The organism is Brachyspira pilosicoli (genome assembly GCF_019402445.1).
Lineage (GTDB): Bacteria > Spirochaetota > Brachyspiria > Brachyspirales > Brachyspiraceae > Brachyspira > Brachyspira pilosicoli_B.
Genome location: NZ_SRZM01000172.1, coordinates 1 through 7,391 on the forward strand (window position 1 = coordinate 1; position 7,391 = coordinate 7,391).

A 7,391-nucleotide genomic window follows, 5' to 3' on the forward strand; every position below is an offset into this window, starting at 1 on the left:
TATTAATTTTTTTAATATTGTAAGTTATTAAAAAATAAATTATTATATTAAAATGAAGATTAAAAAAATAGCTATAATGCATCCTACTTTTGGATATAATGGCGGGGCAGAAAATGTAATACTTGCTACAGCTAAGCATTTTTATAAGAAGTATAATATTGAATCTACTATTTATACTTATAAGTTAAGAGAAAATGTTCCAAGCTATATTAAACAAATAAAAACAGATATAACTTTAAATCCATTTATTTTTAGAAAAACTGCGAAATTTTTAGCTTATCAATTAAAAGATTATGATGCTGTACTAATTCATAATTTTCCAGCAACTATATTTTTTGGTTTAGCTTATAAATATGCTAAAAATAATTCTATAAATCTTCCTAAAAGTTTTTGGTATTGCCATGAACCAAGTGTGAGGCTTTATGGCGAAGATGATGAAAGCTATAAGGCTAAACAAAAGACTTTAGATTTTATTGCTCGTTATACTATGAAGCTAGATAGGTTAGGGGTGAGCATTATAGATTATATAATGGCTAATAGTGAGCGAACTTCAAATTCTGTAAAGCGTGTTTATAATAGAGAAAGTAAAATTATATATCCTTGTGTAACAGGTTTTGATGAAGTTATAAATATAAAAAATGCAGAACATTTTTTTTATGTTGGAAGGTTAGAGAAAGTTAAGAATCTAGAAAATGCTATTATTGCTTTTAAGAGCTTTTTAGAGAGGATTGATAATAAAGATTTAAAGTTTATGATAGCGGGTAAGGGTAGGTATGAAGAGAAATTAAAAAAATTAGTTTCTAATATTGGAATGGAGAGAAACATTATCTTTCTTGGTTTTATAAGCAATGAAGAGAAGAAGGATTTATTAAACAGAAGTTACGCTCTTATTATGCCTGCTGTTAATGAACCTTTTGGGCTTACGGTTATAGAGGCTCTTTACTCTTCTTGTATTTCAATTATTTCAAAATATTCTGGGGTTTATGAGGTTGCTAAAGATTGCAGTATTTCTTGCGATATGAATAGTGTTAATGATATATCTAATGCTATTTATGAAGTATATATTAACAATAGCAATATAAAAAGAAAATTACTATCTAATAATATTTTATCAATTTTTAAAGTTGAGAGTTACTGCTCAAGTATTTTAGAGTATATTGAAAATCACTTGTAATATTTTTTTATATATATTATTATAGTTAAAAGTAATTATTTTTATAATATAGTAATAATTAACTATTTTAAAAAATTATGATTGGGGGATTTATGGAAGAATATAGTTCTATACCTAGTGCTTTTTTTGATACTGTAAAAAAAATACCTCAAAGCCCTATTTATAGATATAGGAACAATAATGGTGAAAAAGTAACTATAGTATATGAAAAAATATATGATAAGATAAATGCTATTGCTAAGGCATTTGATGTAAAAGGATTATCTGGTAAGCATGTTGCTATATTTTCAGAAAACCGTATAGAGTGGTTTATATGTGATATGGCACTTTTGGCTATAGGCTCAGCAGATGTTCCTAGAGGAAATGATTCTACATCTGAGGAATTAAATTATATAATAGAGCATAGTGATTCATTGGCTGTAATAGTAGAAAATCAGTATGTATTAAATAAAATAGATAAATCTTCTAAAAAAATACAGCTTATAATTGTTTTAGATAATTCTATTCATGAACCTAGAAATAACATTTATTCATTTAGTAAGTTTTTAGAGTTTGGAGAAGAGGCTTTAAATGGTGATAAAGACTTTGCTGTAAAAAAAGCTTCAAAGCTTAATAATGATGATACAGCTACTATAATATATACATCAGGTACAACAGGCAAACCTAAAGGCGTAATTCTTACTCATGGAAATATTTTACATAATGTGAGAGTGTTGCCTGATATAATAAAACTTCAAAGAGGAGAGAAACTTTTAACCGTTCTTCCTATATGGCATATATATGAGAGAACAATCTCTTATGTTACTGCTATTTGTGGGTGTTTCACTGCTATCACTAATAAAAGAGATTTAAAAAATGATTTTGTTGAGGAGAAGCCTGATATATTTATATCAGTGCCAGCTATTTGGGTTAATATATATAATGGTGTGATGAAAAATATAGACAAAAAACCTCTTGCTGTAAAAATGATGGTTAAATCTTTTATACAAGGCTCTATTAGATATATAAGAAATTTAAGATACCAAAATAATATGATTTATCTTCTTGGAGATGAAAAGAAAGAAAGCAAAAAGATAGAATATGATATATTGCCATTAGACCCTATGAGTCATAAAATGGCACAAAAATTAGTTTATAAAAAGATAAAAGAACTTACAGGAGGTAGACTTCGCTTAACTATATCAGGAGGCGGAGCTTTACCTATGTATATAGAAGATTTTATAGAAGCTACTGGAATTAATTTGGTTGTTGGTTGGGGGATTACAGAAACTGCCCCTGTTGTAACTTTAAGGTCTCCTTTTAAAAACTATAGAGGAACTTGCGGAGCACCTGTTCCAGAGGTACAAATAGAAGTTAGAGATAAAAATGGAAATATTTGTAAAGACGGTGAATTAGGTGTTTGCTATATTAAAGGACCTAATATTTTTAAAGAGTATTATAAAGATAAAGAATTAACAAGACAGGCTAAAAAAGATGGTTTCTTTAATTCTGGAGATTTAGGAGCTTATACAAAGCAAGGAGAAATAGTGCTTACAGGAAGAGCAAAAGAGACTATAGTTCTTCTAACAGGTGAAAATGTAGAGCCTCAGCCTATAGAAAATAAAGCTATGGAATCTAAATATATTTCTCAAATAATGCTTGTAGGTCAGGATAAAGCTTCTACAGGTGCTATAGTTGTAATAGATAAAGATAATGTTAAAGAGTTTTTGGACAAACATAAAATACATTATGATGAAAATAATATGGAAAACTCTAAAGATGTTGTTAAACTCATTAAGCATGAATTAAGCAGATTAGTTAATAGTAAAAATGGTTTTAGACCTTATGAAACTATATCTAAACTTATTATAACAAGCAAAGACTTTACTATAGAAAATGGCATGCTTACTCAATCATTAAAAATAAAAAGACATAAAATAATGGAAGAATATAAAGACCAAATAGAAAATCTTTATACAAAATAAGAAAATAATAAAGGGAGATTAATTAATCTCCCTTTTATTTTTATAAGAATTTTTTAAGAATCTAAAAACTCTTTTAACTCTTTCTTTTTGGAAGTAGCTCTTAATCTTCTTATAGCCTTAGCTTCAATCTGTCTTATACGCTCTCTAGTAACCTTAAATACATATCCAACTTCTTCTAAAGTATGATTGTATCCATCATCTAATCCATAACGCATTCTAATAACTTTCTGTTCTCTTTCAGGCAAATTATCAAGCAAAGAATCTATATGCTTTCTTAAGATTTTGAATGTAGTAATGTTTTGAGGGCTTTCAAACTCTTTATCTTCAATAAGTTCTCCAAGTATGGTATCTTCTTCATCGCCAATAGGGGCATTTAAAGATACAGGGTCTTTTGCAACATTTCTTACGCTTTTAACTCTGCTTTCAGGCCAGCTTAAAGCTCTTGCTATTTCTTGTATAGAAGGCTCTCTTCCATACTGCTGCATATATTGTCTTAATACTCTAGTTACTTTATTGATTTGTTCTATCATATGAACAGGTACTCTTATAGTTCTAGCTTGATCGCTTATAGAACGAGTAATAGCCTGACGAATCCACCAAGTTGCATATGTTGAAAATTTGTATCCTTTTTTGTATTCAAACTTATCAACAGCCTTAATAAGACCAATATTTCCTTCTTGTACCAAGTCAAAGAAATGAAGACCTCTGTTAGTGTATTTTTTTGCTATAGATATAACAAGTCTTAAATTAGCCTTAACAATATGGTCTTTTGCTTGAGCTATTTTTCTTCTTGAAGAATCAATTTTTCTTACCCATTCAACTAAAGTTTCTTTATCTGTACGAACTTCATCATAAATATCAGCCATACGAACTTGAGAATTATGAAAACTTGTTAATACCGCTTTTATAGCTTCTGGAGTTATATTAAACTCATCAACGAGTCTAGTATATATTTTTTTATTTCCGCTTTCAATTTCATTATAGTAATTTTCAAAATCACTTATCTCTTTGCCGTATCTCTTTTTTAATTTCTCAAAATACTCTTCTATCTGATTAATTCTATGCAAATAAAACTTTAATTTCTCTGCAATTCTATCTATTTCCATTCTATTAAGTTTTACTTTGCCTAATAACTTAACTATATTTTCTTTTATCTCACTTTGTTCATTTGTGAGAGTTTTTATAGTTTTTTGTGTAGTAGCTTTTTTTATTCTTTTATCCAAAGCTAAATATTTTTCTGCTAAATCAACATATTCTTTTTCAAAGTTTTTATATTTTCTCTCTAATTTTCTTTTTTCTTGTGTGGATACATTATATATTCTTGGCGGCTCTAATATCTCATGTATAGATACTTTTCCACTATGTACACATTTAATAGTGTTTAAAACTTCTCCAACTACTAAGTGAGTATTTAATATAATAGACTCTATTTCAGATTCACCAAGTTCTATTTTTTTAGAATATTCTACCTCATCATCATGAGTAAGAAGATCAACTTTGCCAATCTCTTTAAGATAAAGTCTTATAGGGTCATCATTATTTCCAACTTTATCTTCTACATGTATAAACCTTGCAGCATCATCAATTTTATTTTGATTTTTAGAAAGACTTTCAAATTCCCTTTTGTCTTCAACTATGGCAATCTTTCTAGCACTTAATAATTGAAAAAGTATATCCATTACATCCGTATCCATATTGTCTATGGCAGCATTAATCTCTTTGAATGTAAGATATTTGTTAGCGTTTCCTTTTTCAAGCAATTTTCTAATTTTTTCATTATTCTTAATTAGAAGATCGCAATCCTCTTCAATCATCATAATCACTTCCTTGATATAGTTTTTCCTTTTGCTTATTTAGTAAATGTATTTCTCGGGCTTTATTACATATAGCTTCAAATCCTTCATTACTTTGGAGTGTTGTAGTTTTTAATACTTCCTCTCTCCTATAGTCTATATCCCCGCTTTTTATCTTTACAATAAGCTCCTCTAATTTTTCTTGTATATTATCACTATACAACTTTTCCTTGCTTCTTATCTGATTAGCTATATGCTCATTGCCTAATACATTAAGAGCATCTTCAGCTGTTGCATCTTTATTAAGAGTTAAGAGCCTTATATAAAATTCCCTTGTGATATCTTTTTTAATAAGATCTACACCTATCTCTTTCTCTGCCTCTTTTATTAAAGATGGATTCAAAGCAAGTAAATATATTAAACTATTTTCATAGTAAAATTTGTTATCTTTTATAGGTTTTTGTAAAGCAGAAACAACTTTTGTATTTTGAACTTTATTAGTTAAAGTTCTTAAATAATCTCTATTGAAAGCATCTCTATCAATAGAAAGTTCTGATGAAACATGAGAGATTATCATTTGTTTTTCCGTCTCACTTTTCAAAACATCTAAATAATTATAAAATAACTTTACTATATGGAGTTTTTCTTCTATAGTAAGTAATGATATATCCTTATTTGTTGATGTTTTTAACAAAAAATCATACCAAGCAAGTTTTTTATTATATAGTATATCAAAACCATTAGCATTATTTATAGTAAAAAACTCATCTAAATCTTTGGTTGTTTCTACCAATAGTATAGTCAATTTTAAATCAAACTTCAATAGTGTTAATATAGCCATTTTAGTGGCTTTTTGTCCAGCTTCATCATTATCCAAAGCTAAAACTACATTGTTGGTGTATTTTTTTATTTCTTTTGCATGTTCTTCTGTGATGGCAGTACCTAAGCTTCCAACAACATTTTTTATATTCATTTTGTGGCAAGCAATTGTGTCCATATAGCCTTCCACTAATATAACTTCATCTTTCTTCATTATATGTGTTTTAGCTATATTTATGCCGTATAGAGCAGATTTCTTTTTGAATATTAAGCTCTCTTTTGAGTTTAAATATTTAGGCTCTTTTCCATCAATGCTTCTTCCTCCAAAGCCTATAATCTCCTCTTTTTCATTGATTATCGGAAACATTATTCTATTTATAAATGTGTCATAAAAATGATTTGGATTATTTTTGCTTATGCTTGCTAATCCTAATGCATTTATATTGTTTGTGCTTATATTGTTTTCATTTAAAGCTCTAATCAAAGCATTCCAGCTTGGAGGAGCATATCCTATTTTAAACTCTTTTATAATTGAAAATGGTATTTTTCTTTTTTTTAGATAATCTATAGCTTCTTTATAAAAATATTCTCCATTATTATTCTTTAATAGAAGATTTTTACCAAAGAAATTGCAGGCTATTTTATTTATTCTTTTGCTTTCTACAAAAATTTGGTCTTTATGTTTGTTTTTTTGAGAGAAGAAATTACTAGTGTCAATAGAAAATCTATTACCAAGGTATTTTACAGCCTCTTTAAAATCCATAGCCTCTTTTTCTTTTAGGTATGTAAATACGTTTCCTTTAGCACCGCATGTAAAGCATTTATATATACCTTTAGAATCATCAACAGACATAGAAGGATTTGCCTCTTGACCATCTTTATGAAAGGGGCATTGAACGGTGTATTGACTTCCGCCTCTAGATATAACTTTATATCTATCTCTTAATATATCTATTAAAGAGACATGGGATAAAAGCTGATTTAGTTTTTCTGTAAATAAAGTATCCACAATGTTTAAAATATAGTTTAATTTATTTGTGTATAAATATTATTAATATTTTAAAAAAAGTCAAGTATAATATTATGTAGTTTTTTACTGCTTTTTATTAAATAAGTTGTAATATATTTAGTTTTATAATAATATACTGCACTATAATTTAATTAAAAATCTTATTAAATTAACTTTTGATTATATTACAATTAAAGATTTTTTTAGTTATAAATGTATATTTTATGATGAGTTATATAAATGCTGTTTAATTCTACGGACTTTTTGATATTTTTTCCTATAACGCTTATTTTATATTGGATATTTCCAAAAAAATTAAGATATATTTGTTTGTTTATAGCAAGTTATATCTTTTACATGTTTTGGAATCCTAAATATGCATTATTAATGGCAACTTCTACTGTTGTAACTTTTTTAAGCGGTATATTAATAGAGAAATTAAAATATAAAAGAATAGTTGTGGCATTTAGTTTTATAATAAATATTGCAATACTTGTGTTTTTTAAGTATTTTGACTTTTTACTTCAGAATATTAATATTTTGTTAGCGGCATTAAATATAGAGCTAGTAGAAAAGCCTTTTGATATAGTGCTTCCTGTAGGGATATCATTTTATACATTTCAGGCATTAAG

4 protein-coding genes and 1 pseudogene are annotated in these 7,391 nt (G+C 27.3%); 3 read left to right on the forward strand and 2 right to left on the reverse strand.

Annotated features, from left to right (window positions below):
* Window positions 1–52: 52 nt before the first annotated feature.
* Window positions 53–1,174 carry a glycosyltransferase family 4 protein gene (locus E6A48_RS06525; protein ID WP_219709239.1) on the forward strand — a complete coding sequence of 374 codons (1,122 nt, stop codon included), beginning with the start codon at window positions 53–55 and terminating at the stop codon, window positions 1,172–1,174.
* Window positions 1,175–1,266: 92 nt separating this feature from the next.
* The gene (locus tag E6A48_RS06530; protein WP_219709240.1) at window positions 1,267–3,138 is read left to right on the forward strand and encodes an AMP-dependent synthetase/ligase; all 1,872 of its coding nucleotides are present in this window, start codon (window positions 1,267–1,269) and stop codon (window positions 3,136–3,138) included.
* A 53-nt stretch (window positions 3,139–3,191) separates the two neighbouring features.
* Here E6A48_RS06530 and rpoD read toward each other — a convergent pair whose 3' ends face one another.
* Window positions 3,192–4,955, reverse strand: a complete 1,764-nt coding sequence (gene rpoD / locus E6A48_RS06535; RefSeq protein ID WP_219709241.1) for an RNA polymerase sigma factor RpoD — start codon at window positions 4,953–4,955, stop codon at window positions 3,192–3,194.
* Window positions 4,945–6,759: a DNA primase gene (dnaG, locus tag E6A48_RS06540; RefSeq protein WP_219709242.1), complete on the reverse strand. Its 1,815-nt coding sequence runs from the start codon at window positions 6,757–6,759 to the stop codon at window positions 4,945–4,947. The genes rpoD and dnaG overlap by 11 nt, the downstream gene beginning before the upstream one ends.
* A gap of 240 nt (window positions 6,760–6,999) precedes the next feature.
* On the opposite strand from dnaG, the pseudogene E6A48_RS06545 reads away from it, so the two are divergent.
* Window positions 7,000–7,391: pseudogene (locus E6A48_RS06545) on the forward strand (MBOAT family O-acyltransferase); the annotation flags it as partial.

Excerpts from the sequence above, each read along its gene's own strand:
- E6A48_RS06525 (WP_219709239.1), top strand. The coding sequence starts at position 53 with ATGAAGATTAAAAAAATAGCTATAATGCATCCTACTTTTGGATATAAT.
- E6A48_RS06530 (WP_219709240.1), top strand. The coding sequence starts at position 1,267 with ATGGAAGAATATAGTTCTATACCTAGTGCTTTTTTTGATACTGTAAAA.
- rpoD (WP_219709241.1), bottom strand. The coding sequence starts at position 4,955 with ATGATGATTGAAGAGGATTGCGATCTTCTAATTAAGAATAATGAAAAA.